The sequence below is a fragment of the Pseudomonas sp. HY7a-MNA-CIBAN-0227 genome (assembly GCF_040310325.1).
GTDB lineage: Bacteria > Pseudomonadota > Gammaproteobacteria > Pseudomonadales > Pseudomonadaceae > Aquipseudomonas.
Genome location: NZ_JBEOPT010000001.1, coordinates 600,052 through 621,897, shown reverse-complemented (window position 1 = coordinate 621,897; position 21,846 = coordinate 600,052). Strand labels below are relative to the sequence as shown.

The window sequence follows — 21,846 nt, the reverse complement described above, 5'->3', positions numbered from 1 at the left end:
GCCAAACAAGCAGGTGACCAAGCTGGGGAACGCTGATGGCTTACTCATATACTGAGAAAAAACGTATCCGCAAGGACTTTAGCAAGTTGCCGGACGTCATGGATGTCCCGTACCTTCTGGCTATCCAGCTGGATTCGTATCGTGAATTCTTGCAGGCGGGAGCGACCAAAGATCAGTTCCGCGACGTGGGCCTGCATGCGGCCTTCAAATCTGTTTTCCCGATCATCAGCTACTCCGGCAATGCTGCGCTGGAGTACGTCGGTTATCGCCTGGGCGAACCGGCATTTGATGTCAAAGAATGCGTGTTGCGCGGTGTTACGTACGCCGTACCTTTGCGGGTAAAAGTCCGTTTGATCATTTTCGACAAAGAATCGTCGAACAAAGCGATCAAGGACATCAAAGAGCAAGAAGTCTACATGGGTGAAATCCCCCTGATGACTGAGAACGGTACCTTCGTTATCAATGGTACCGAGCGCGTTATCGTTTCCCAGCTGCACCGTTCCCCGGGCGTGTTCTTCGACCACGATCGCGGCAAGACGCACAGCTCCGGCAAACTTTTGTACTCCGCGCGGATCATTCCGTACCGTGGTTCGTGGTTGGACTTCGAGTTCGACCCGAAAGACTGCGTGTTCGTGCGTATCGACCGTCGTCGCAAGCTGCCGGCATCGGTCCTGCTGCGCGCGCTCGGCTATACCACTGAGCAGGTGCTGGACGCGTTCTACACCACCAACGTATTCCATGTGAGTGGCGAAACCCTCAGCCTGGAGCTGGTGCCTCAGCGCCTGCGTGGTGAGATTGCTGTTCTGGACATCCAGGACGAGAAAGGCAAGGTCATCGTTGAAGCCGGCCGCCGTATTACTGCGCGCCACATCAACCAGATCGAAAAAGCCGGTATCAAGACGCTGGAGGTGCCTCTGGACTACGTCCTGGGTCGCACCACCGCCAAGGTCATCGTGCACCCGGCCACAGGCGAAATCCTGGCTGAATGCAACACTGAGCTGAATACCGAGATCCTGGGCAAAATCGCCAAGTCTCAGATTGTTCGCCTCGAGACCCTGTACACCAACGACATCGACTGCGGTCCGTTCGTCTCCGACACCCTGAAGATCGACTCCACCAGCAACCAATTGGAAGCGCTGGTCGAGATCTATCGCATGATGCGTCCTGGCGAGCCACCAACCAAAGACGCTGCCGAGACCCTGTTCAACAACCTGTTCTTCAGCCCTGAGCGCTATGACCTGTCTGCGGTCGGCCGGATGAAGTTCAACCGTCGTATCGGTCGTACCGAGATCGAAGGTTCGGGCGTGTTGTGCAAGGAAGACATCGTTGCCGTTCTGAAGACTCTGGTCGACATCCGTAACGGTAAAGGCATCGTCGATGACATCGACCACCTGGGTAACCGTCGTGTTCGCTGCGTAGGCGAAATGGCCGAGAACCAGTTCCGCGTTGGCCTGGTACGTGTTGAGCGTGCGGTCAAAGAGCGTCTGTCGATGGCTGAAAGCGAAGGCCTGATGCCGCAAGACCTGATCAACGCCAAGCCAGTGGCTGCAGCGGTGAAAGAGTTCTTCGGTTCCAGCCAGCTCTCGCAGTTCATGGACCAGAACAACCCGCTCTCCGAGATCACCCACAAGCGCCGTGTTTCCGCACTGGGCCCTGGCGGTCTGACTCGTGAGCGTGCAGGCTTTGAAGTTCGTGACGTACACCCGACTCACTATGGTCGTGTATGCCCGATTGAAACGCCGGAAGGTCCGAACATCGGCCTGATCAACTCCCTGGCCGCTTATGCGCGCACCAACCAGTACGGTTTCCTCGAGAGCCCGTACCGTGTGGTGAAAGACGCTCTGGTCACCGACGAGATCGTGTTCCTGTCCGCCATCGAAGAAGCTGATCACGTGATCGCTCAGGCCTCGGCCACGATGAACGACAAGAAAATGCTGATCGACGAACTGGTAGCTGTTCGTCACTTGAACGAGTTCACCGTCAAGGCGCCGGAAGACGTCACCTTGATGGACGTATCGCCGAAGCAGGTAGTTTCGGTTGCAGCGTCGCTGATCCCGTTCCTGGAACACGATGACGCCAACCGTGCGTTGATGGGTTCCAACATGCAGCGTCAAGCTGTACCGACCCTGCGTGCTGACAAGCCGCTGGTAGGTACCGGCATGGAGCGTAACGTAGCCCGTGACTCCGGCGTTTGTGTCGTGGCTCGTCGTGGCGGTGTTATCGACTCTGTTGATGCCAGCCGTATCGTGGTTCGTGTTGCTGATGACGAAGTTGAAACTGGCGAAGCCGGTGTCGACATCTACAACCTGACCAAGTACACCCGCTCCAACCAGAACACCTGCATCAACCAGCGTCCGCTGGTGAGCAAGGGTGATCGGGTTCAGCGCAGCGACATTATGGCCGATGGTCCGTCCACCGACATGGGTGAGCTGGCGCTGGGTCAGAACATGCGTATCGCGTTCATGGCCTGGAACGGTTACAACTTCGAAGACTCCATCTGCCTGTCCGAGCGTGTTGTTCAGGAAGACCGCTTCACCACGATCCACATTCAGGAACTGACCTGTGTGGCACGTGACACCAAGCTTGGGCCAGAGGAAATCACTGCAGACATCCCGAACGTGGGTGAAGCTGCACTGAACAAGCTGGACGAAGCCGGTATCGTTTACGTAGGTGCTGAGGTTGGCGCAGGCGACATCCTGGTTGGTAAGGTCACTCCGAAAGGCGAGACTCAACTGACTCCGGAAGAGAAGCTGTTGCGTGCCATCTTCGGTGAAAAAGCCAGCGACGTTAAAGACACCTCCCTGCGCGTACCTACCGGTACCAAGGGTACTGTCATCGACGTACAGGTCTTCACCCGTGACGGTGTTGAGCGTGATGCTCGTGCACTGTCCATCGAGAAGACCCAACTCGACGAGATCCGCAAGGATCTGAATGAAGAGTTCCGTATCGTTGAAGGCGCGACCTTCGAACGTCTGCGTTCCGCCCTGGTAGGCCGTAAGGCTGAAGGCGGCGCCGGCCTGAAGAAAGGTCAGGAGATCAGCGACGAAGTACTCGACGGTCTTGAGCACGGCCAGTGGTTCAAACTGCGCATGGCTGAAGATGCTCTGAACGAGCAGCTCGAGAAGGCTCAGGCCTACATCGTTGATCGTCGCCGTCTGCTGGACGACAAGTTCGAAGACAAGAAGCGCAAACTGCAGCAGGGCGATGACCTGGCTCCAGGCGTGCTGAAAATCGTCAAGGTTTACCTGGCAATCCGTCGCCGTATCCAGCCTGGCGACAAGATGGCCGGTCGTCACGGTAACAAAGGTGTGGTCTCCGTGATCATGCCGGTTGAAGACATGCCGCACGATGCCAATGGCACCCCGGTCGACGTCGTCCTCAACCCGTTGGGCGTACCTTCGCGTATGAACGTTGGTCAGATCCTTGAAACCCACCTGGGCCTCGCGGCCAAAGGTTTGGGCGAGAAGATCAATCGTATGATCGAAGAGCAGCGCAAGGTTGCTGACCTGCGCAAGTTCCTGCACGAGATCTACAACGAGATCGGCGGTCGCAACGAAGCGCTGGACACCTTCACCGACCAGGAAATCCTGGATCTGGCGAAGAACCTGCGCGGCGGTGTTCCAATGGCTACGCCGGTGTTCGACGGTGCCAAGGAAAGCGAAATCAAGGCCATGCTGAAACTAGCAGACCTGCCAGAAAGCGGCCAGATGCAGCTGTTCGACGGCCGTACCGGCAACAAGTTTGAGCGCCCGGTTACTGTTGGCTACATGTACATGCTGAAGCTGAACCACTTGGTAGACGATAAGATGCACGCTCGTTCTACCGGTTCGTACAGCCTGGTTACCCAGCAGCCGTTGGGTGGTAAGGCTCAGTTCGGTGGTCAGCGCTTCGGGGAGATGGAGGTCTGGGCACTGGAAGCATACGGTGCTGCATACACTCTGCAAGAAATGCTCACAGTGAAGTCGGATGATGTGAACGGCCGGACCAAGATGTACAAAAACATCGTGGACGGCGATCACCGTATGGAGCCGGGCATGCCCGAGTCCTTCAACGTGTTGATCAAAGAAATTCGTTCCCTCGGCATCGATATCGATCTGGAAACCGAATAACACGTGACGCGAATCGAGAGCGGGGCTGTTTAGCCCGCTCTCTGCTCCGCCAGGAGGAAAGGCCTTGAAAGACCTACTGAATTTGCTGAAAAACCAGGGTCAAGTCGAAGAGTTCGACGCCATCCGTATTGGGTTGGCATCGCCTGAGATGATCCGTTCGTGGTCGTTCGGTGAAGTTAAAAAACCGGAAACCATCAACTACCGTACGTTCAAACCTGAGCGTGACGGCCTGTTCTGCGCCAAGATCTTTGGCCCGGTAAAGGATTACGAGTGCCTGTGCGGTAAGTACAAGCGCTTGAAGCACCGTGGTGTGATCTGCGAGAAGTGCGGCGTTGAAGTCGCACTGGCCAAGGTTCGTCGTGAGCGCATGGCGCACATCGAACTGGCTTCGCCGGTTGCTCACATCTGGTTCCTGAAATCGCTGCCGTCCCGTATCGGCTTGCTGATGGACATGACCCTGCGTGATATCGAACGCGTTCTCTACTTCGAGAGCTACGTTGTTATCGATCCAGGCATGACCACCCTTGAAAAGGGTCAGTTGCTCAACGACGAACAGTACTTCGAAGCGCTGGAAGAGTTCGGCGACGATTTCGATGCCCGCATGGGTGCTGAAGCTGTCCGTGAACTGCTGCACGCTATCGACCTAGAGCACGAGATTGGCCGCCTGCGTGAAGAAATTCCGCAAACCAACTCCGAAACCAAGATCAAGAAGCTGTCCAAGCGTCTGAAGTTGATGGAAGCCTTCCTGGGTTCCGGCAACTTGCCAGAGTGGATGGTGCTGACCGTTCTTCCGGTTTTGCCGCCAGACTTGCGTCCACTGGTACCTTTGGATGGCGGTCGCTTCGCGACTTCCGACCTTAACGACCTGTACCGTCGCGTGATCAACCGTAACAACCGCTTGAAGCGCCTGCTTGATCTGTCCGCTCCGGACATCATCGTGCGCAACGAAAAGCGTATGTTGCAGGAAGCTGTCGATGCCTTGCTCGACAACGGTCGTCGTGGCCGCGCTATCACAGGTTCCAACAAGCGTCCTCTGAAATCCCTGGCTGACATGATCAAGGGTAAGCAGGGTCGTTTCCGTCAGAACTTGCTCGGTAAGCGTGTTGACTACTCCGGTCGTTCGGTAATTACCGTAGGCCCGACCCTGCGTCTGCACCAGTGCGGTCTGCCGAAGAAGATGGCTCTCGAGCTGTTCAAACCGTTCATTTTTGGCAAGCTGGAAATGCGCGGTCTCGCGACCACCATCAAAGCGGCCAAGAAAATGGTCGAGCGCGAGCTGCCAGAAGTTTGGGACGTTCTCGCTGAAGTGATTCGCGAACACCCGGTTCTCCTCAACCGTGCACCGACCCTTCACCGTCTGGGTATCCAGGCGTTTGAACCGGTACTGATCGAAGGTAAGGCTATCCAGCTGCACCCGTTGGTCTGTGCTGCGTACAACGCCGACTTCGACGGCGACCAAATGGCCGTGCACGTGCCGCTGACGCTGGAAGCCCAGCTGGAAGCGCGTGCGTTGATGATGTCGACCAACAACATTCTGTCGCCAGCCAACGGTGAGCCAATCATCGTTCCGTCGCAGGACGTTGTATTGGGTCTGTACTACATGACTCGTGAAGCGATCAACGCCAAGGGCGAAGGTCGTGTGTTCGCGGATCTGCAGGAAGTTGACCGTGTGTTCCGTGCCGGCGAAGCCGCTCTGCACGCCAAGGTCAAGGTCCGCATCCACGAAACCGTCAACGATCGTGATGGTGGCAGCGTCAAGAACACCCGTATCGTCGACACTACCGTCGGCCGTGCGCTGTTGTTCCAGGTTGTTCCACCTGGCCTGTCGTACGACGTGGTCAACCAGCCAATGAAGAAAAAGGCGATCTCCAAGCTGATCAACCAGTGCTACCGCGTGGTTGGTTTGAAAGAGACCGTTATCTTCGCTGACCAGTTGATGTACACCGGTTTTGCTTATTCGACCATTTCCGGCGTTTCCATCGGTGTTAACGACTTCGTTATCCCGGACGAGAAAGCCGCCATCATCAGTGCTGCTACCGATGAAGTGAAAGAGATCGAAAGCCAGTACGCCTCTGGCCTGGTAACCCAGGGCGAGAAGTACAACAAAGTGATCGACCTTTGGTCCAAGGCCAACGACGAAGTGTCGAAGGCGATGATGTCGAACCTCTCGAAAGAGCGTGTTATCGACCGTCATGGCGTAGAAGTCGATCAAGAGTCGTTCAACTCGATGTACATGATGGCCGACTCGGGCGCACGGGGTTCTGCTGCGCAGATCCGTCAGCTCGCCGGTATGCGTGGCCTGATGGCCAAGCCGGACGGTTCCATCATCGAAACGCCAATTACTGCGAACTTCCGTGAAGGTTTGAGTGTACTTCAGTACTTCATCTCTACTCACGGTGCACGTAAAGGTCTGGCTGATACCGCGTTGAAAACCGCTAACTCCGGTTACCTGACTCGTCGTCTGGTAGACGTTGCGCAAGACTTGGTTGTGACTGAAGTCGACTGCGGTACCGAACGCGGTCTGCTGATGACTCCGCACATCGAAGGCGGCGACGTTGTAGAACCGTTGGGTGAGCGCGTACTGGGTCGAGTAATCGCCCGTGACGTATTCAAGCCAGGTACCGAGGAAGTTATCGTTCCTGCCGGCACTCTGGTTGACGAGAAATGGGTTGAATTCATCGAACTCAACAGCATCGACGAAGTGATTGTACGTTCGCCGATCAGTTGCGAAACCCGTTATGGTATTTGCGCCAAGTGCTACGGCCGTGACTTGGCTCGTGGTCATCAGGTGAACATCGGTGAAGCGGTCGGCGTTATCGCTGCCCAGTCCATCGGTGAGCCGGGTACCCAGCTGACCATGCGTACGTTCCACATCGGTGGTGCGGCAAGCCGGACCTCCGCTGCGGACAGCGTTCAGGTGAAGAATGGCGGTACCGTTCGTCTGCACAACTTGAAGCACGTTGAGCGAGTGGATGGCTGCCTGGTTGCTGTGTCCCGCTCCGGTGAGCTGGCAATCGCTGATGACTACGGTCGTGAGCGTGAGCGTTACAAACTGCCGTACGGTGCTGTGATTTCGGTCAAAGAAGGTGACAAGGTCGACGCTGGCGCAATCGTGGCCAAGTGGGATCCGCACACTCACCCAATCGTTACCGAAATGAAAGGGACCGTGACCTACGTGGGCATGGAAGAAGGCATCACGATCAAGCGTCAGACTGACGAATTGACCGGTATGACCAACATTGAAGTACTCGACGCCAAAGACCGTCCAGCTGCCGGTAAAGATATCCGTCCTGCTGTGAAGATGGTTGATGACAACGGCAAGGATCTCTTGCTGCCAGGTACCGACGTAATTGCCCAGTACTTCCTGCCTGCCAACGCCCTTGTCGGTGTGGCGGATGGTGCGAAAATCGCGATCGGTGATGTTATCGCTCGTATTCCGCAAGAAACTTCGAAAACTCGTGACATCACCGGTGGTCTGCCGCGTGTTGCCGACTTGTTCGAAGCTCGTCGTCCGAAGGAAGCATCGATTCTGGCTGAAGTCAGCGGCACCATCGCGTTCGGTAAAGAGACCAAAGGCAAGCGCCGTCTGGTCATTACCCCGAACGACGGTACCGATCTGTACGAAGAGCTGATTCCGAAGTGGCGTCACCTGAACGTCTTCGAAGGCGAACAGGTAAACCGCGGCGAAGTTATCTCTGACGGCCCGAGCGATCCACACGACATCCTGCGTTTGCTGGGTGTGAGTGCGCTCGCCAAGTACATCGTTAACGAGATCCAGGACGTTTACCGCCTGCAAGGCGTGAAGATCAACGATAAGCACATCGAGACCATCCTGCGTCAGATGCTGCGTAAAGTTGAGATCGCTGAATCCGGCGATTCGACTTTCATCAAGGGCGACCAGATGGAGTTGACTCACGTACTGGTAGAAAACGAGCGTCTGGCTGGCGACGAGAAATTCGTTTCCAAGTTCACTCGGGTACTGCTGGGTATTACCAAGGCGTCGTTGTCCACTGAGTCGTTCATCTCGGCGGCCTCCTTCCAGGAGACCACTCGCGTACTGACCGAAGCAGCGGTAACCGGCAAGCGCGATTACCTGCGCGGCCTGAAAGAAAACGTGGTTGTGGGTCGTCTGATCCCAGCCGGTACCGGCTTGGCTTACCACAGCGAGCGCAAGCGCCGCCGTGAGCTTGACAAACCGCTGCGCGTAAGCGCCAGTGAAGTGGAAGCTGCACTGACCGAAGCGCTGAACTCAAGCGGTAACTGAGTTCTGCGATAAATAAGTCCGGGCCCTGGCAGCCCCGTTCGTCGGATCGAGATAGTTTTATCCCGGTTCGATGGAAGGGGAGGTCGGGGCCTTGCCTTGACTGGGGGCAAGATCCTCTTTAGACTCTTGTACCCCTAAATTTGGCTGGAATTCGTTCCTGCCATTTTGCTTTTCTTGCAAGACAATAGCGTCGCAAGACAACAGTGGAGCTAGTAGATGGCAACTATCAACCAGCTGGTACGTCAGCCGCGTAAGCGTATCGTCGAGAAATCCGACGTGCCTGCGCTGCAGAACTGCCCGCAACGTCGTGGCGTATGCACTCGCGTGTATACCACTACGCCGAAAAAACCTAACTCGGCACTGCGTAAAGTATGCCGTGTGCGTCTGACCAACGGTTTCGAGGTTTCCTCGTACATCGGCGGTGAAGGCCACAACCTGCAAGAACACAGCGTGGTACTGATCCGTGGCGGTCGTGTAAAAGACTTGCCAGGTGTTCGTTACCACACCGTGCGCGGCTCCTTGGATACCTCCGGCGTTAAAGGTCGTAACCAGGGTCGTTCGAAGTACGGTACCAAGAAGCCTAAGTAGTAGTGGCTTTTTGTAAAACTGAATCATCTTATTTTCTGAGTCGATAAGAGTAAGGTCGGAGGCGTCCCGCAAGGGCACCGATTCCGAGCGAACCTGAAGACCGTTTGAGGGCTTATCCATGCCAAGAAGACGCGTAGCAGCCAAGCGCGAAGTGCTTGACGATCCAAAATACGGAAGCCAAATTCTGGCCAAGTTCATGAACCACGTGATGGAAAGCGGCAAAAAAGCCGTTGCCGAACGTATCGTTTATGGCGCGCTGGAAAAGGTTAAAGAACGCAAGAACAGCGACCCCCTGGAAATCTTCGAGAAAGCTCTCGACGCCATCGCTCCGCTGGTCGAAGTGAAGTCGCGCCGTGTAGGCGGTGCTACTTACCAGGTTCCGGTCGAAGTTCGCCCGTCCCGTCGTAACGCCCTGGCAATGCGCTGGTTGGTAGACTTCGCCCGTAAGCGCGGCGAGAAGTCTATGGCTCTGCGTTTGGCTGGCGAGCTGTTGGATGCTGCCGAAGGTAAAGGTGCTGCTGTTAAGAAGCGTGAAGACGTGCACCGTATGGCTGAAGCCAACAAGGCTTTCTCGCACTACCGCTTCTAATTTCAGCTTCACTAATTTTGCGAGGGCTTTATGGCTCGTACTACTCCGATTAGTCGCTACCGTAACATCGGTATCGTCGCTCACGTGGATGCTGGTAAAACCACCACCACCGAGCGCGTCCTTTTTTACACTGGCAAAAGTCACAAGATGGGCGAGGTGCATGACGGCGCCGCGACCACCGACTGGATGGTGCAAGAGCAGGAGCGTGGTATTACCATTACTTCTGCTGCTATTACCACCTTCTGGAAGGGCTCTGAGAAGCAATACGCGGACAATCACCGCTTTAACGTCATCGACACCCCGGGCCACGTTGACTTCACTATTGAAGTTGAGCGTTCCCTGCGTGTACTCGATGGCGCGGTAGTTGTGTTCTGTGGTACCTCAGGTGTTGAGCCGCAGTCGGAAACCGTATGGCGTCAAGCCAACAAATACGGTGTTCCGCGTCTTGTTTACGTGAACAAGATGGACCGTGCTGGCGCGAACTTCCTGCGCGTGATCGAACAGATCAAAAAGCGTCTGGGTCACACTCCGGTGCCGATCCAGCTGGCTATCGGTTCCGAAGACAACTTCCAGGGTCAGGTCGACCTGATGCGTATGGAAGCTGTGTATTGGAACGATGCGGACAAGGGTACTGTTCCTCGTCGCGAGGCTATTCCTGCGGACTTGCAGGCGCTGGCTGAAGAGTGGCGTGACAACATGGTGCAGGCTGCGGCCGAATCCAGTGACGAACTGATGAACAAGTACCTTGAAGGTGAAGAACTCACCATCGAGGAAATCAAGGCCGGTCTGCGTCAGCGTACTATCGCTGGCGAAATCGTCTTGGCTGTTTGCGGTTCTTCATTCAAGAACAAGGGTGTTCCCTTGGTTCTCGATGCTGTTATCGACTACCTGCCGGCCCCAGTCGACATTCCTGCCATCAAGGGTACTGACCCGGATGACGAGACTATCGAACTGGAGCGTCATGCAGACGACAGCGAGCCGTTCTCGGCGCTGGCGTTCAAGATCGCTACTGACCCATTCGTGGGTACTTTGACCTTCGTTCGAGTTTACTCGGGCGTGTTGAGCTCCGGCGACGGCGTGATCAACTCGGTTAAAGGCAAGAAAGAGCGCGTGGGTCGTATGGTGCAAATGCACGCAAACGCCCGTGAAGAGATCAAGGAAGTGCGCGCTGGTGACATCGCGGCCTTGATCGGCATGAAGGACGTCACCACTGGTGAGACTTTGTGCACCGCTGACAAGCCAATCATCCTGGTTCGCATGGACTTCCCGGAGCCGGTTATTTCGGTTGCCGTTGAGCCAAAGACCAAGGATGACCAGGAAAAAATGGGTGTCGCTCTGGGCAAGCTTGCTCAGGAAGATCCATCTTTCCGCGTCAAAACTGATGAAGAGACTGGTCAAACGATCATCTCTGGCATGGGCGAGTTGCACCTGGACATCCTGGTTGACCGGATGCGCCGTGAGTTCAACGTCGAAGCCAACATCGGTAAGCCTCAGGTTTCCTATCGTGAGCGCATCACGAAGAGCTGTGAGATCGAAGGCAAGTTCGTTCGTCAATCCGGTGGTCGTGGCCAGTTTGGTCATTGCTGGATTCGTTTTGCTCCGGCTGATGAAGGTCAGGAAGGTCTGCAATTCGTGAACGAAGTCGTGGGTGGTGTGGTTCCTAAGGAATACATCCCGGCGATCCAGAAGGGTATCGAAGAGCAGATGAAAAACGGCGTTGTTGCCGGTTATCCGCTGATCGGCCTGAAGGCAACCGTTTTTGATGGTTCTTACCACGACGTCGACTCCAACGAGATGGCGTTTAAGGTGGCTGCCTCTATGGCAACCAAGCAGCTGGCCCAGAAGGGCGGTGGTGAGTTGCTTGAGCCAATCATGGCGGTAGAAGTTGTTACGCCTGAAGACTATATGGGTGATGTCATGGGCGACCTTAACCGTCGTCGCGGCATGATCTTGGGTATGGAAGATACGGTTTCCGGCAAAGTGATTCGTGCTGAGGTTCCGTTGGGCGAGATGTTTGGTTACGCAACCGACGTTCGCTCCATGTCCCAGGGTCGCGCAAGCTACTCTATGGAATTCAAAAAATACAATACAGCTCCGTCGCATATCGTCGAAACTGTTACCAAAAAACAAGGCTGATTCAGTCCTTTAGGCAAGGAGTTAATTGTCGTGGCTAAAGAAAAATTTGTACGTGACCTCCCGCACGTCAACGTTGGCACTATCGGTCACGTTGACCATGGTAAAACCACGCTGACTGCAGCTCTGACTCGCGTCTGCTCCGAAATTTTCGGTTCGGCCGTTGTTGCTTTCGACAAAATCGACAGCGCTCCGGAAGAAAAGGCTCGTGGTATCACCATCAACACTGCGCACGTTGAATACAACTCGCTGGTGCGTCACTACGCTCACGTTGACTGCCCAGGTCACGCTGACTATGTGAAGAACATGATCACCGGTGCTGCCCAGATGGACGGCGCGATCCTGGTTTGCTCGGCCGCTGATGGTCCGATGCCACAGACCCGCGAACACATCCTGCTGTCCCGTCAGGTAGGCGTTCCGTACATCGTTGTCTTCCTGAACAAGGCTGACATGGTTGACGACGCTGAGCTGTTGGAACTGGTTGAGATGGAAGTGCGCGATCTGCTGAGCACTTACGACTTCCCGGGCGACGACACTCCGATCATCATCGGTTCCGCTCTGATGGCTCTGAACGGCCAAGATGACAACGAAATGGGCACCACTGCCGTTCGTAAGCTGGTTGAGACTCTGGACAGCTACATTCCAGATCCAGTTCGTGTTATCGACAAGCCGTTCCTGATGCCAATCGAAGACGTATTCTCGATCTCGGGTCGCGGTACTGTTGTGACTGGTCGTATCGAGCGCGGTATCGTTAAGGTTCAGGATTCGCTGGAAATCGTAGGTCTGCGTGACACTGTTGTCACCACCTGCACTGGCGTTGAAATGTTCCGTAAGCTGCTCGACGAAGGTCGTGCTGGCGAGAACTGCGGTGTTCTGTTGCGCGGTACCAAGCGTGACGACGTTGAGCGTGGCCAGGTTCTGGTCAAGCCAGGTTCGGTCAAGCCGCACACTACCTTCGAAGCTGAAGTGTATGTGTTGAGCAAAGAAGAAGGCGGTCGTCACACTCCGTTCTTCAAAGGCTACCGTCCACAGTTCTACTTCCGGACCACTGACGTGACCGGTAACTGCGAACTGCCGGAAGGCGTTGAAATGGTAATGCCAGGCGACAACATCAAAATGGTTGTCACCCTGATCAAAACCATCGCAATGGAAGATGGTCTGCGTTTCGCTATCCGTGAAGGCGGTCGTACCGTCGGCGCTGGCGTCGTAGCCAAAATCATCGCTTAATAAGCGATGACTTGAAAAAGCCCCCGCTTAGCGGGGGCTTTTTTATTGGGTTGACACTGTGGTGGCCCGTCTATAGAATTGCGCCTCCTTTTAACGGGCGTATTGCGTCCGGTGGGAATAGCAATCTGGAGTCTGAAATCCAATGCAAAATCAGCAAATCCGTATCAGGTTGAAGGCTTTTGACCATCGCCTGATCGACCAATCCACCCAGGAAATCGTGGAAACCGCGAAACGTACTGGTGCTCAAGTGCGTGGTCCAATTCCACTGCCTACCCGTAAAGAGCGGTTCACCGTTCTGGTCTCCCCGCACGTCAACAAAGACGCGCGTGACCAGTACGAGATCCGTACTCATAAGCGCGTACTGGACATCGTCCAGCCAACGGATAAAACCGTTGATGCACTTATGAAGCTTGATCTGGCGGCCGGTGTGGAAGTGCAGATCAGCCTCGGCTAAGACTTGGGTCTTAGTCGTGTAACGCTCTGAAATGGGCGGCCATAGCGGGTGAAAGCCCCGTACACTCATGAGGTTTACAACATGACTATTGGTGTAGTCGGTCGTAAATGCGGTATGACCCGTATTTTCACCGAAGAAGGTGTCTCCATTCCGGTTACGGTCATTGAGATCGAGCCGAATCGCGTCACCCAGTTTAAAACTGAAGAAACCGATGGCTATCGTGCAGTGCAAGTCACTGTCGGCGTGCGTCGTGCTTCGCGTGTGACTGCTGCTCAAGCAGGTCACTTCGCTAAAGCAAACGTTGCAGCTGGTCGTACTGTCATGGAGTTCCGTCTTGAAGATGGCGACTACCAGGCTGGCGATCTGATCAACGCTGAAATCTTCGCCGCTGGTCAACTGGTTGATGTAACCGGTCAGTCCAAGGGTAAAGGCTTCCAGGGTACGATCAAGCGTTGGAATTTCCGTGGCCAAGACAACACTCACGGTAACTCCGTTTCCCACCGCGTCCCGGGCTCTATTGGCCAGTGCCAGACTCCTGGTCGTGTATTCAAGGGCAAAAAAATGTCCGGTCATATGGGCGCTGAGCGCGTGACCGTGCAGTCCCTCGAAGTAGTGCGCGTCGACGCTGAACGCAATCTGTTGTTGGTCAAGGGTGCTGTTCCTGGCGCTACTGGCGGCAACCTGGTTGTACGTCCAGCGGCCAAGGCTCGCGGTTAAGGGGAAGCTGACATGCAATTAAATGTAAATGACGCTCAAGCGATCGAAGTTTCCGAACTGACATTTGGCGGCGAATTCAACGAGACGCTTGTTCACCAAGCAGTCGTGGCCTACATGGCTGGCGGCCGTCAAGGTAGCAAGCAGCAAAAGACCCGTTCCGACGTTCGTGGTGGCGGTAAGCGCCCTTGGCGTCAGAAAGGTACTGGCCGTGCTCGTGCCGGTACTATCCGTAGCCCAATCTGGCGTGGCGGCGGTACCACTTTCGCAGCTCGTCCGCAGGATCACACTCAGAAGCTCAACAAGAAGATGTATCGCGCAGCACTGCGCTCCATCCTTGCTGAACTCGTGCGTACTGATCGTCTGGTCGTGGTTCAGGACTTCGTAGTTGAAGCGCCGAAAACCAAAGATCTGCTGAACAAGCTGAATGGCATGGGTCTGACTGATGTCCTGATCGTGTCCGAAGCTGTTGATCAGAACCTGTACCTGGCTGCTCGCAACCTGCCACACGTCGATGTCCGTGACGTGCAAGGTTCCGATCCAGTTAGTCTGATCGCATACGACAAGGTGTTGATCACCGTGTCGGCCGTGAAGAAATTCGAGGAGCTGCTGGGATGAACCAGGAACGCGTATTTAAAGTTCTGCTCGGCCCGCACGTTTCCGAAAAGGCTACGGTTCTGGCTGACAAGAAAGGTCAGTTCGTTTTCAAGGTTGCTACTGACGCAACCAAGCTGGAAATCAAGAAGGCCGTCGAAAGCCTGTTCAGCGTGAAAGTAGAGCGTGTTACTACCCTGAATGTTCTGGGTAAGAGCAAGCGCACTGCTCGCGGTCTGGGCAAGCGTAATGACTGGAAGAAGGCAGTTATCTCCCTTCAACCAGGCCAAGATCTCGATTTCAGCAGCAGTGCTGAGTAAGGAAGGGGTGCATCATGGCAATCGTTAAATGCAAACCGACTTCCCCTGGCCGCCGTTTTGTGGTCAAGGTGGTCAACCAGGAGCTGCATAAAGGCGCTCCTCACGCACCGCTGCTCGAGAAGAAATCGAAGACTGGTGGTCGTAACAACAATGGTCGCATTACCACTCGTCACATCGGTGGTGGCCATAAGCAGCATTATCGTTTGGTCGATTTCCGTCGCAATGACAAAGATGGCATCTCCGCCACTGTCGAGCGTATCGAATACGATCCAAACCGTACTGCTCACATCGCTCTGCTGCTGTACGCAGATGGCGAGCGTCGCTACATTATCGCCCCTAAAGGCGTGAGTGCTGGTGACCAGCTGATCGCAGGTGCTCTGGCGCCGATCAAGCCGGGCAACGCTCTGCAACTGCGTAACATTCCAGTTGGTAGCACCGTACACGGCATCGAATTGAAGCCAGGTAAAGGCGCGCAAATCGCTCGTTCCGCTGGTGCTTCGGCTCAGCTGATCGCTCGTGAAGGTGTCTACGTGACCCTGCGTCTGCGTTCTGGTGAGATGCGTAAAGTATTGGCTGAATGCCGTGCGACCCTGGGCGAAGTCTCGAACTCCGAGCATAGCCTGCGTTCGCTGGGTAAAGCTGGTGCCAAACGCTGGCGTGGCGTTCGCCCAACCGTTCGTGGTGTTGCCATGAACCCGGTTGACCACCCACATGGTGGTGGTGAAGGTCGTACCTCTGGTGGTCGTCATCCGGTATCGCCGTGGGGCTTCCCGACTAAGGGCGCGAAGACTCGTGGTAATAAGCGTACCGACAAAATGATCGTCCGTCGTCGCAAGTAAATAGAGGGATACGACAGTGCCACGTTCTCTGAAAAAAGGTCCTTTTATTGATCTTCACCTACTGAAGAAGATCGAAGTGGCGGCGGAAAAGAACGATCGCAAACCAGTGAAAACCTGGTCGCGCCGTTCGATGATCCTGCCACAAATGGTCGGTTTGACCATTGCTGTGCATAACGGTCGTCTGCATGTCCCAGTTCTTGTGAACGAAGACATGGTCGGCCACAAACTAGGCGAGTTTGCCGCTACCCGCACTTATCGTGGGCATGTGGCAGACAAGAAAGCCAAGCGTTAAGGGGTAAGGAATGATGGAAGTAGCCGCTAAGTTGTCGGGCGCTCGAATCTCCGCCCAGAAAGCCCGCTTGGTCGCCGACCAGATCCGCGGGAAGAAGGTGGGCGAAGCGCTCAACCTGTTGGCTTTCAGCAGTAAGAAAGCCGCCGAGATCATCAAGAAAGTGCTGGAGTCGGCCGTAGCCAACGCCGAGCATAACGAAGGCGCAGACGTTGATGACCTTAAGGTCAGCACCGTTTTCGTCAACGAAGGGCGTTCGCTGAAGCGCATCATGCCTCGTGCCAAAGGCCGGGCTGATCGCATCGTCAAGCGGTCTTGCCATATCACTGTCAAGGTTGCTGACAAGTAACGGAGTCGAAGAGATGGGTCAGAAAGTACATCCCATTGGCATTCGCCTGGGAATCGTCAAGGAGCACACCTCCGTCTGGTACGCAGACGGTCGGACTTATGCGGACTATTTGTTCGCTGATCTGAAGGTGCGCGAGTATCTCCAAGACAAACTAAAAAGCGCGTCCGTAAGCCGTATCGATATCCATCGTCCGGCCCAAACTGCACGTATCACCATCCACACTGCTCGTCCAGGTATCGTTATCGGGAAGAAAGGTGAAGATGTTGAGAAACTGCGTCAGGACCTGACCAAGCAAATGGGTGTGCCTGTGCACATCAATATCGAAGAGATCCGCAAGCCGGAGCTCGACGGTATGCTGGTTGCGCAGAGCGTAGCTCAGCAGCTGGAGCGTCGTGTAATGTTCCGTCGCGCTATGAAGCGCGCTGTACAGAACGCCATGCGCATTGGTGCCAAAGGCATCAAAATCCAAGTGAGCGGTCGTCTCGGCGGTGCTGAAATCGCACGTACTGAATGGTATCGCGAAGGTCGTGTGCCACTGCACACCCTGCGTGCCGACATCGACTATGCCAACTACGAAGCTCACACCACTTATGGTGTGATCGGTGTAAAGGTTTGGATCTTCAAAGGCGAAGTAATTGGTGGTCGCCAAGAAGAGCTGAAACCACAAGCACCAGCGCCTCGTAAAAAAGCTGCTAAGTAAGGGGTACGCCAAATGTTGCAACCAAAGCGTACGAAGTTCCGCAAGCAGATGACAGGCCACAACCGTGGTCTGGCTCAGCGCGGTAGCAAAGTCAGCTTCGGCGAGTTCGCGCTGAAGTCTGTAGCTCGTGGTCGTCTCACCGCTCGTCAGATCGAGTCAGCGCGTCGTGCACTGACCCGTCACGTTAAACGTGGCGGCAAGATCTGGATCCGTGTATTCCCGGACAAGCCTGTAACCAAGAAGCCACTCGAAGTTCGGATGGGTAAAGGTAAGGGTAACGTGGAATATTGGGTTGCCCAGATTCAGCCAGGCAAAGTCCTGTATGAAATCGAGGGTGTTACTGAAGAGCTGGCGCGTGAGGCTTTCGCCCTGGCTGCTGCAAAGCTGCCGCTCGCCACCTCCTTTGTTAAACGGACGGTGATGTGATGAAAGCGAATGAACTTCGTGAAAAATCCGCACAGCAGCTGAACGAGCAACTGCTCGGCCTGCTGCGCGACCAGTTCAATCTGCGTATGCAGAAAGCAACTGGCCAGTTGGGGCAGTCTCATCTGCTCTCGCAAGTTAAGCGTGACATTGCTCGCGTGAAGACTGTGCTCAACCAGCAGGCAGGTAAGTGATCATGGCTGAAGCCGAAAAAACTGTCCGTACGCTGACTGGCCGTGTTGTCAGCGACAAGATGGACAAAACCATCACCGTTCTGATCGAGCGCCGCGTTAAGCACCCGATCTACGGTAAATACGTTAAGCGTTCGACTAAGCTGCACGCGCACGACGAAACCAATCAGTGCCACATCGGCGACAAGGTCACTATTCGTGAAACTCGTCCCCTGGCCAAGACTAAGTCTTGGGCACTGGTTGATGTTCTCGAACGCGCTGTGGAAGTCTAAGGACTAGGGGTCGGAGAAATTATATGATTCAGACTCAATCCATGCTCGATGTGGCCGATAACAGCGGCGCTCGCCGCGTTATGTGCATCAAGGTGCTGGGTGGCTCCCATCGTCGTTACGCTGGTATCGGTGACATCATCAAAGTTACCGTGAAGGAAGCAATTCCTCGCGGTAAGGTGAAAAAGGGCCAAGTGATGACTGCTGTTGTAGTCCGCACTCGTCACGGCGTACGCCGTGCAGATGGCTCCATTATCCGCTTTGATGGCAACGCTGCTGTTCTTTTGAACAACAAGCAAGAGCCGATCGGCACCCGTATCTTTGGGCCAGTGACCCGTGAACTTCGTACTGAGAAGTTCATGAAGATCGTCTCGCTCGCCCCAGAAGTGCTGTAAGGAGATCCGACATGCAAAAGATTCGTCGTGACGACGAGATCATCGTGATCGCCGGCAAAGACAAAGGTAAGCGCGGTAAGGTGCTTAAGGTTCTCGCTGATGATCGTCTGGTCATCGGTGGTTTGAACCTGGTTAAGCGTCATACCAAGCCTAACCCCGCGTCGGGCGTACAAGGCGGTATCGTCGAGAAAGAAGCGCCACTGCACGCTTCTAACGTCGCCATTTTCAACGGCGAAACCAACAAGGCTGACCGCGTTGGTTTCAAAGTAGAAGACGGCAAGAAAATTCGTGTCTTCAAGTCGACCCAAAAAGCGGTTGATGCTTGAACACTGCTAGGTAGAAGACCATGGCACGACTAAAAGAGATTTACCGGAAGGAAATCGCACCGAAACTTAAGGAAGAACTTAAGCTTTCGAATGTGATGGAAGTTCCGCGCGTTACCAAAATCACCCTGAACATGGGTCTGGGCGAAGCGATCGGCGACAAAAAAGTCATCGAGCACGCTGTTGCTGACCTGGAAAAGATCACCGGTCAAAAAGTCGTTGTGACTTACGCTCGGAAATCCATCGCTGGCTTTAAAGTCCGTGAAGGTTGGCCGATCGGCGTCAAAGTGACTCTGCGCCGTGAGCGTATGTACGAATTCCTGGATCGTCTGCTGTCGATCTCCCTGCCTCGGGTACGCGACTTCCGCGGCCTGAATGCCAAGTCCTTCGATGGTCGTGGTAACTACAGCATGGGCGTTAAAGAGCAGATCATCTTCCCGGAAATCGACTACGACAAGATCGATGCTCTCCGCGGTCTGGACATTACCCTGACCACCACTGCTCGGACGGATGATGAAGGTCGCGCACTGCTGCGCGCTTTCAAATTCCCGTTCCGCAACTGATTGGAGTAGGACCATGGCCAAGATGAGCATGAAAAACCGCGAGCTGAAACGTCAGCTCACGGTTGCCAAGTACGCCAAGAAGCGTGCAGCACTGAAAGCTATCATCGTTGATCTGAACGCAAGTCCAGAAGCGCGTTGGGAAGCTACAGTAGCCCTGCAGAAGCAGCCACGTGACGCAAGCGCTTCGCGCATGCGTAACCGCTGCCGCCTGACCGGTCGTCCACACGGCGTTTACCGCAAGTTCGGCCTCGGCCGTAACAAACTGCGTGAAGCGGCAATGCGTGGTGACGTACCAGGTCTGGTTAAAGCCAGCTGGTAAGTACTTTCGAAGTCTCGATGGTCAGAATCGCAAGATACTGACCGTCGGTGGCCTTGAATCTGAATCAAGCCCCTTTTGGGGCTTGATTCATTTCCGGGGTGTGTCTAAAATACGCGGCTCGCCTGAGCCCGTGTGTTTTATGCTCGGAGATTCTCGGCGACACGTAGTAGCCGCAAGGCTAATTTTTTTGTATTAGGAGCGTCTAGCCCATGAGTATGCAGGACCCGTTAGCGGACATGCTAACTCGAATCCGTAATGCCCAGATGGCTGAAAAGTCCGTCGTAAGCATGCCATCTTCCACGTTGAAGGTTGCTGTTGCCAAAGTCCTGAAAGACGAAGGCTACATTGCGGGTTATCAGATCAGCAGCGAAATCAAACCACTGCTGTCTATCGAGCTGAAGTACTTCGAAGGCCGTCCGGTCATCGAGGAAGTGAAGCGCGTTAGCCGTCCAGGCCTGCGTCAGTACAAGTCCGTCGAAGATCTGCCGAAAGTTCGTGGCGGTCTCGGTGTGTCTATCGTCTCCACCAATAAAGGTGTGATGACGGATCGTGCTGCGCGCGCTGCCGGTGTCGGCGGCGAAGTTCTTTGCACAGTGTTCTAAGGGGGGATAAGCATGTCACGCGTCGCTAAGAACCCCGTTAAGCTGCCAGCCGGTGTCGAAGTCAAATTCGCAGGTGGTCAGCTTTCGGTGAAGGGTGCCAAGGGCACTCTAGAACTGAACATCCATTCGTCCGTTGAGGTCGTTGAAGAAGCCGGTGAGCTGCGTTTTGCTGCTCGCAATGGCGATCAACAAACTCGCGCAATGGCCGGTACCACTCGTGCGTTGGTAAACAACATGGTCCAAGGCGTAAGCCAAGGCTTCGAGCGTAAGCTCCAGCTGGTCGGTGTTGGTTACAAAGCGCAAGCAAAAGGCACGGTTTTGAACCTGGCCCTTGGCTTCTCGCACCCAGTGGATTACGAACTGCCGGAAGGCATCACCGCTGAGACCCCTAGCCAAACCGATATCCTGATCAAGGGTATCGATAAGCAGCTGGTAGGTCAGGTGGCCGCTGAGATCCGCGACTTCCGTCCACCTGAGCCGTACAAAGGCAAAGGTGTGCGCTACGCGGACGAAGTCGTCCGTCGTAAAGAAGCCAAGAAGAAGTAGGGCATAGCAAATGACCGACAAAAAAGTTACTCGACTGCGTCGCGCTCGCAAAGCACGCCTGAAAATGCACGAACTCGAAGTCGTGCGTCTCTGCGTGTTCCGCTCGTCGCAGCACATTTACGCCCAGGTCATCTCGGCCGACGGCAACCAGGTCCTGGCAAGCGCCTCGACTTTGGATAAAGAACTGCGTGATGGCGCCACTGGCAACATCGACGCGGCCACTAAGGTTGGCCAGCTGGTCGCTACGCGTGCAAAAGCCGCTGGCGTCTCGCAGGTGGCTTTCGACCGCTCTGGCTTCAAGTATCACGGTCGCGTCAAGGCGCTGGCTGATGCTGCTCGTGAAGCTGGGCTGGAGTTCTAAGTTATGTCAAATAACGACCAAAAGCGCGACGAAGGCTACATTGAGAAGCTGGTTCAAGTTAACCGCGTAGCCAAAACCGTTAAAGGCGGCCGTATCTTCACTTTCACCGCGTTGACCGTGGTTGGTGATGGTAAAGGGCGCGTTGGCTTCGGCCGTGGCAAGTCACGTGAAGTGCCTGCTGCGATCCAGAAGGCAATGGAAGCTGCTCGTCGCAACATGATCCAAGTTGATCTGAACGGCACCACGCTGCAGTACGCAATGAAGTCCGCTCATGGTGCTTCGAAGGTGTACATGCAGCCTGCTTCTGAAGGTACTGGTATCATCGCTGGCGGCGCTATGCGTGCTGTCCTCGAAGTTGCCGGCGTTCAGAACGTTCTGGCCAAGTGCTACGGCTCGACTAACCCGGTAAACGTGGTTCACGCTACGTTCAAGGGTTTGAAAGCAATGCAGTCTCCTGAATCTATTGCCGCCAAGCGTGGCAAAAGCGTCAAGGAGATCTTCTGATCATGGCTACCGTTAAAGTAACGCTGATCAAAAGCATGACCGGTCGCATCCCTAACCACAAATTGTGTGTTAAGGGTTTGGGTCTGCGTCGCATCGGTCACACTGTAGAAGTACTTGATACTCCCGAGAATCGCGGGATGATCAACAAGGCTTACTACATGCTGCGTGTCGAGGGTTAATC

General features: G+C 54.9%; 26 protein-coding genes. All 26 read left to right on the top strand.

Annotated features, from left to right (window positions below; all coding sequences use genetic code 11):
* Nucleotides 1-35 precede the first annotated feature (35 nt).
* The 26 genes from rpoB (at nt 36) to rpmD (ending at nt 21,844) form a co-directional block, all read left to right on the top strand.
* Nucleotides 36-4,109: a DNA-directed RNA polymerase subunit beta gene (gene rpoB, locus AAEZ06_RS02965; protein ID WP_149413632.1), complete on the top strand. Its 4,074-nt coding sequence runs from the start codon at nt 36-38 to the stop codon at nt 4,107-4,109.
* Between the two features lie 64 nt (nt 4,110-4,173).
* Entirely contained in the window at nt 4,174-8,373 is a 4,200-nt protein-coding gene (gene rpoC, locus AAEZ06_RS02960; RefSeq protein WP_133103483.1) for a DNA-directed RNA polymerase subunit beta', read from the top strand.
* Between the two features lie 216 nt (nt 8,374-8,589).
* Nucleotides 8,590-8,961 (top strand): 30S ribosomal protein S12, encoded by a 372-nt coding sequence (rpsL, locus tag AAEZ06_RS02955; protein WP_002555494.1) that lies wholly within the window; start codon nt 8,590-8,592, stop codon nt 8,959-8,961.
* 118 nt (nt 8,962-9,079) lie between these two features.
* Nucleotides 9,080-9,550, top strand: a complete 471-nt coding sequence (gene rpsG, locus AAEZ06_RS02950) for a 30S ribosomal protein S7 (protein ID WP_002555493.1) — start codon at nt 9,080-9,082, stop codon at nt 9,548-9,550.
* Nucleotides 9,551-9,580: 30 nt separating this feature from the next.
* The gene (gene fusA / locus AAEZ06_RS02945; protein ID WP_149413631.1) at nt 9,581-11,686 is read left to right on the top strand and encodes an elongation factor G; all 2,106 of its coding nucleotides are present in this window, start codon (nt 9,581-9,583) and stop codon (nt 11,684-11,686) included.
* A gap of 30 nt (nt 11,687-11,716) precedes the next feature.
* On the top strand, nt 11,717-12,910 hold the full coding sequence (gene tuf, locus AAEZ06_RS02940; RefSeq protein WP_133103481.1) for an elongation factor Tu: 1,194 nt from the start codon (nt 11,717-11,719) through the stop codon (nt 12,908-12,910).
* Between the two features lie 142 nt (nt 12,911-13,052).
* Nucleotides 13,053-13,364, top strand: a complete 312-nt coding sequence (rpsJ, locus tag AAEZ06_RS02935) for a 30S ribosomal protein S10 (RefSeq protein WP_003186070.1) — start codon at nt 13,053-13,055, stop codon at nt 13,362-13,364.
* An 81-nt stretch (nt 13,365-13,445) separates the two neighbouring features.
* Entirely contained in the window at nt 13,446-14,081 is a 636-nt protein-coding gene (rplC, locus tag AAEZ06_RS02930; RefSeq protein ID WP_133103480.1) for a 50S ribosomal protein L3, read from the top strand.
* A 12-nt stretch (nt 14,082-14,093) separates the two neighbouring features.
* Nucleotides 14,094-14,696, top strand: a complete 603-nt coding sequence (rplD, locus tag AAEZ06_RS02925) for a 50S ribosomal protein L4 (RefSeq protein ID WP_149413630.1) — start codon at nt 14,094-14,096, stop codon at nt 14,694-14,696.
* A complete protein-coding gene (gene rplW, locus AAEZ06_RS02920) occupies nt 14,693-14,992 on the top strand; it encodes a 50S ribosomal protein L23 (protein ID WP_002555488.1) in 300 nt (99 codons plus the stop codon). The genes rplD and rplW overlap by 4 nt, the downstream gene beginning before the upstream one ends.
* Before the next feature lie 14 nt (nt 14,993-15,006).
* Nucleotides 15,007-15,831, top strand: a complete 825-nt coding sequence (gene rplB, locus AAEZ06_RS02915; protein WP_003176423.1) for a 50S ribosomal protein L2 — start codon at nt 15,007-15,009, stop codon at nt 15,829-15,831.
* A gap of 16 nt (nt 15,832-15,847) precedes the next feature.
* Nucleotides 15,848-16,123 carry a 30S ribosomal protein S19 gene (gene rpsS, locus AAEZ06_RS02910; protein ID WP_133103478.1) on the top strand — a complete coding sequence of 92 codons (276 nt, stop codon included), beginning with the start codon at nt 15,848-15,850 and terminating at the stop codon, nt 16,121-16,123.
* 13 nt (nt 16,124-16,136) lie between these two features.
* Nucleotides 16,137-16,469, top strand: a complete 333-nt coding sequence (gene rplV / locus AAEZ06_RS02905; RefSeq protein ID WP_003210077.1) for a 50S ribosomal protein L22 — start codon at nt 16,137-16,139, stop codon at nt 16,467-16,469.
* A 13-nt stretch (nt 16,470-16,482) separates the two neighbouring features.
* Complete coding sequence (gene rpsC / locus AAEZ06_RS02900; protein ID WP_003176422.1) at nt 16,483-17,169, top strand: 30S ribosomal protein S3; 687 nt, start codon at nt 16,483-16,485, stop codon at nt 17,167-17,169.
* Nucleotides 17,170-17,181: 12 nt separating this feature from the next.
* Complete coding sequence (rplP, locus tag AAEZ06_RS02895; protein WP_133103477.1) at nt 17,182-17,595, top strand: 50S ribosomal protein L16; 414 nt, start codon at nt 17,182-17,184, stop codon at nt 17,593-17,595.
* Entirely contained in the window at nt 17,595-17,786 is a 192-nt protein-coding gene (rpmC, locus tag AAEZ06_RS02890; protein WP_002555481.1) for a 50S ribosomal protein L29, read from the top strand. Before rplP ends, rpmC begins: the two co-directional genes overlap by 1 nt.
* Before the next feature lie 2 nt (nt 17,787-17,788).
* Entirely contained in the window at nt 17,789-18,055 is a 267-nt protein-coding gene (gene rpsQ, locus AAEZ06_RS02885; RefSeq protein ID WP_003176419.1) for a 30S ribosomal protein S17, read from the top strand.
* Nucleotides 18,056-18,078: 23 nt separating this feature from the next.
* Nucleotides 18,079-18,447, top strand: a complete 369-nt coding sequence (gene rplN, locus AAEZ06_RS02880) for a 50S ribosomal protein L14 (protein WP_002555479.1) — start codon at nt 18,079-18,081, stop codon at nt 18,445-18,447.
* 11 nt (nt 18,448-18,458) lie between these two features.
* Nucleotides 18,459-18,773 carry a 50S ribosomal protein L24 gene (rplX, locus tag AAEZ06_RS02875; protein ID WP_029299388.1) on the top strand — a complete coding sequence of 105 codons (315 nt, stop codon included), beginning with the start codon at nt 18,459-18,461 and terminating at the stop codon, nt 18,771-18,773.
* A gap of 20 nt (nt 18,774-18,793) precedes the next feature.
* Nucleotides 18,794-19,333 carry a 50S ribosomal protein L5 gene (rplE, locus tag AAEZ06_RS02870; protein WP_003186044.1) on the top strand — a complete coding sequence of 180 codons (540 nt, stop codon included), beginning with the start codon at nt 18,794-18,796 and terminating at the stop codon, nt 19,331-19,333.
* Nucleotides 19,334-19,346: 13 nt separating this feature from the next.
* A complete protein-coding gene (gene rpsN, locus AAEZ06_RS02865; protein ID WP_003176414.1) occupies nt 19,347-19,652 on the top strand; it encodes a 30S ribosomal protein S14 in 306 nt (101 codons plus the stop codon).
* Nucleotides 19,653-19,861: 209 nt separating this feature from the next.
* Complete coding sequence (gene rpsH, locus AAEZ06_RS02860) at nt 19,862-20,254, top strand: 30S ribosomal protein S8 (protein WP_017848802.1); 393 nt, start codon at nt 19,862-19,864, stop codon at nt 20,252-20,254.
* Nucleotides 20,255-20,266: 12 nt separating this feature from the next.
* Nucleotides 20,267-20,800 carry a 50S ribosomal protein L6 gene (gene rplF / locus AAEZ06_RS02855; protein ID WP_010174584.1) on the top strand — a complete coding sequence of 178 codons (534 nt, stop codon included), beginning with the start codon at nt 20,267-20,269 and terminating at the stop codon, nt 20,798-20,800.
* Between the two features lie 10 nt (nt 20,801-20,810).
* Nucleotides 20,811-21,161, top strand: a complete 351-nt coding sequence (gene rplR, locus AAEZ06_RS02850; RefSeq protein WP_122486025.1) for a 50S ribosomal protein L18 — start codon at nt 20,811-20,813, stop codon at nt 21,159-21,161.
* A gap of 3 nt (nt 21,162-21,164) precedes the next feature.
* Nucleotides 21,165-21,665, top strand: coding sequence for a 30S ribosomal protein S5 (rpsE, locus tag AAEZ06_RS02845; protein ID WP_003186035.1), 501 nt, complete (start codon nt 21,165-21,167; stop codon nt 21,663-21,665).
* A gap of 2 nt (nt 21,666-21,667) precedes the next feature.
* Nucleotides 21,668-21,844: a 50S ribosomal protein L30 gene (rpmD, locus tag AAEZ06_RS02840; protein ID WP_003186033.1), complete on the top strand. Its 177-nt coding sequence runs from the start codon at nt 21,668-21,670 to the stop codon at nt 21,842-21,844.
* Nucleotides 21,845-21,846: the final 2 nt, after the last annotated feature.

Bases quoted from the DNA above. Each gene is read 5' to 3' on its own strand.
- rpsN (WP_003176414.1), top strand. From the start codon at position 19,347: ATGGCCAAGATGAGCATGAAAAACCGCGAGCTGAAACGTCAGCTCACG.
- rplE (WP_003186044.1), top strand. From the start codon at position 18,794: ATGGCACGACTAAAAGAGATTTACCGGAAGGAAATCGCACCGAAACTT.
- rpoB (WP_149413632.1), top strand. From the start codon at position 36: ATGGCTTACTCATATACTGAGAAAAAACGTATCCGCAAGGACTTTAGC.
- rplW (WP_002555488.1), top strand. From the start codon at position 14,693: ATGAACCAGGAACGCGTATTTAAAGTTCTGCTCGGCCCGCACGTTTCC.
- rpmC (WP_002555481.1), top strand. From the start codon at position 17,595: ATGAAAGCGAATGAACTTCGTGAAAAATCCGCACAGCAGCTGAACGAG.
- rpsL (WP_002555494.1), top strand. From the start codon at position 8,590: ATGGCAACTATCAACCAGCTGGTACGTCAGCCGCGTAAGCGTATCGTC.
- rpsC (WP_003176422.1), top strand. From the start codon at position 16,483: ATGGGTCAGAAAGTACATCCCATTGGCATTCGCCTGGGAATCGTCAAG.
- rplP (WP_133103477.1), top strand. From the start codon at position 17,182: ATGTTGCAACCAAAGCGTACGAAGTTCCGCAAGCAGATGACAGGCCAC.
- rplD (WP_149413630.1), top strand. From the start codon at position 14,094: ATGCAATTAAATGTAAATGACGCTCAAGCGATCGAAGTTTCCGAACTG.
- rplN (WP_002555479.1), top strand. From the start codon at position 18,079: ATGATTCAGACTCAATCCATGCTCGATGTGGCCGATAACAGCGGCGCT.
- rplV (WP_003210077.1), top strand. From the start codon at position 16,137: ATGGAAGTAGCCGCTAAGTTGTCGGGCGCTCGAATCTCCGCCCAGAAA.
- rplX (WP_029299388.1), top strand. From the start codon at position 18,459: ATGCAAAAGATTCGTCGTGACGACGAGATCATCGTGATCGCCGGCAAA.
- rplB (WP_003176423.1), top strand. From the start codon at position 15,007: ATGGCAATCGTTAAATGCAAACCGACTTCCCCTGGCCGCCGTTTTGTG.
- rplR (WP_122486025.1), top strand. From the start codon at position 20,811: ATGACCGACAAAAAAGTTACTCGACTGCGTCGCGCTCGCAAAGCACGC.
- fusA (WP_149413631.1), top strand. From the start codon at position 9,581: ATGGCTCGTACTACTCCGATTAGTCGCTACCGTAACATCGGTATCGTC.
- rplC (WP_133103480.1), top strand. From the start codon at position 13,446: ATGACTATTGGTGTAGTCGGTCGTAAATGCGGTATGACCCGTATTTTC.
- rpsE (WP_003186035.1), top strand. From the start codon at position 21,165: ATGTCAAATAACGACCAAAAGCGCGACGAAGGCTACATTGAGAAGCTG.
- rpmD (WP_003186033.1), top strand. From the start codon at position 21,668: ATGGCTACCGTTAAAGTAACGCTGATCAAAAGCATGACCGGTCGCATC.
- rpsQ (WP_003176419.1), top strand. From the start codon at position 17,789: ATGGCTGAAGCCGAAAAAACTGTCCGTACGCTGACTGGCCGTGTTGTC.
- rpsG (WP_002555493.1), top strand. From the start codon at position 9,080: ATGCCAAGAAGACGCGTAGCAGCCAAGCGCGAAGTGCTTGACGATCCA.
- rplF (WP_010174584.1), top strand. From the start codon at position 20,267: ATGTCACGCGTCGCTAAGAACCCCGTTAAGCTGCCAGCCGGTGTCGAA.
- rpsH (WP_017848802.1), top strand. From the start codon at position 19,862: ATGAGTATGCAGGACCCGTTAGCGGACATGCTAACTCGAATCCGTAAT.
- rpsJ (WP_003186070.1), top strand. From the start codon at position 13,053: ATGCAAAATCAGCAAATCCGTATCAGGTTGAAGGCTTTTGACCATCGC.